The sequence below is a fragment of the Mesorhizobium sp. M7A.F.Ca.CA.002.05.1.1 genome (assembly GCF_003998335.1).
In the GTDB taxonomy this organism is placed as follows: Bacteria; Pseudomonadota; Alphaproteobacteria; order Rhizobiales; family Rhizobiaceae; genus Mesorhizobium.
In genome coordinates this window covers 1-1717 of record NZ_RZQI01001103.1, presented here as the reverse complement: position 1 = coordinate 1717, position 1717 = coordinate 1, and the positions used below count along the sequence as shown (strand labels likewise).

The 1717-nt window shown below is 66.1% G+C and carries 1 protein-coding gene; it reads left to right on the top strand.

Going from position 1 to position 1717, the window contains the following annotated elements:
• Positions 1-1717: autotransporter-associated beta strand repeat-containing protein (locus tag EN939_RS32975; protein ID WP_206528411.1), on the top strand; the 1717-nt coding region annotated here is incomplete at both ends.

The window sequence follows — 1717 nt, the reverse complement described above, 5'->3', positions numbered from 1 at the left end:
CGACTGGGCGCTGGGCGATGTCTCGGGCGCCCTGACCTTGAACGGCGGCGCGCTGCAGGTGACGGGCAATCCCGTCAGCTTCACGCTGGAACGCCAGATAATCCTCGGCGCCAACGGCGGCACCTTCGATGTCGGCGCCGGCAAGAACCTCATCCTCGACGGCGTGGTTTCGGGTGACGGACAACTCGCCAAGACCAGTTCCGGCACGCTGACGCTGACCGGCGCCAACAGCTATTCGGGCGGCACGGCGGTACGCGGCGGCAGCCTTGTCGCGGCGGCGACAGGTGCGCTCGGCGACGGGCCGGTCACCATAAACTCCAACGGAAGCGGGGGATGGGCCAGGCTCTATTTCTCGGGCAACGACGCCGCCTATCCAGTCAGCGCCCAGGACCTCTCGATCACCGTCGGCCGGGGCGACCTCAACTTCCAGGGCAATGCGACCGCCGGCGCGGCCACCATCGTCCTGGCGCAGGACGGCTATGGCGGGCTCAATTTCGGCACCGGAACCGATGCCGGCACGGCCAGCATCACCAACCAGGGCGGCGGCTTCGTCGCCTTCACGGGGGCAAGCGCCGCCAACGCGACCATCGTCAATGACGGCCTGGGCGTACCGTATTATTTCAGCAGGACGACCTTCGACGACGATTATTCGAGCAATGAATTTTCCTCCGCCGGAGAAGCCACGATAACCAACCGGAATGGCGGCTCGACCACTTTTTACGGACATTCGGACGGAGGAACGGCAACGCTGGTCAACGAGGCCGGCGGCACGCTCGATTTCCAGCAGGCCTCGCAGGCGGCGAACGCAACCATCCTCAACGGCGCCGGCGGCAGCGTGCTGGTGCGCTTCCGGGATCAGGACTCCGTGCTCGATGTCGGCTCGCTGTCGGGCGACGGGGCCATACAAATCGACGATTCACAGCTGGCGCCACAGCTTTCGCTCGGCTCGCTCGGCCATGACGACGTCATCGGCGGCACCATTTCCGGAAACGGCTCCCTGACCAAGACCGGCACGGGCAAGCTGACGCTCAACGGACAGAACAGCTATGCGGGCCTGACCACCGTCGACATGGGAACGCTGGTGGTGGGCGACGCCAGCCATGGCGACGCCAGCCTCGCCGGCGATGTCACGGTCGATTCCGGCGCGCGCCTTGGCGGCATCGGAACCATAGGCGGCAATGTCACCATCCTCGGCACGCATGGCGTCGGCAATTCCATCGGCGTGCAGACGGTCGGCGGCAACTATGTCAATCATGGCGTCCTGGAGGTCGAGGCGACCCCGTCCGGGGCCGACAAATTGATCGTCGGCGGCACGGTCGACATATCAGGCGCGACGCTCAACCTGGTCCTGACACCGGCGACGGCCGAGAGCTGGAACCTGCTCAACGGGCCGTACACGATCATCCAGAACAATGGCGCGGCCGATGTCGCCGGCACCTTCGCCTCCGTCGGCAACCTCAACGACCTTCTCTTCCTCGACCATCTCATCAACTACCAGGGCGGCGACGGCAACGACATCAGCCTCACCCTGGCGCGCAACGACGTTGCGGTCGCCAACGTCGCCATCACCCGCAACCAGATCGCGACCGCCGGAGCCCTCGATCGGCTCGGCCAAGGCAATGCGCTTGCATGGGCCATGCTGCTGATGACCGACGAGGATGCCGCGCGCCTGGCGCTCGATGCCGCGTCGGGCGAGGTTCATGCCTCGGCCAAGGGG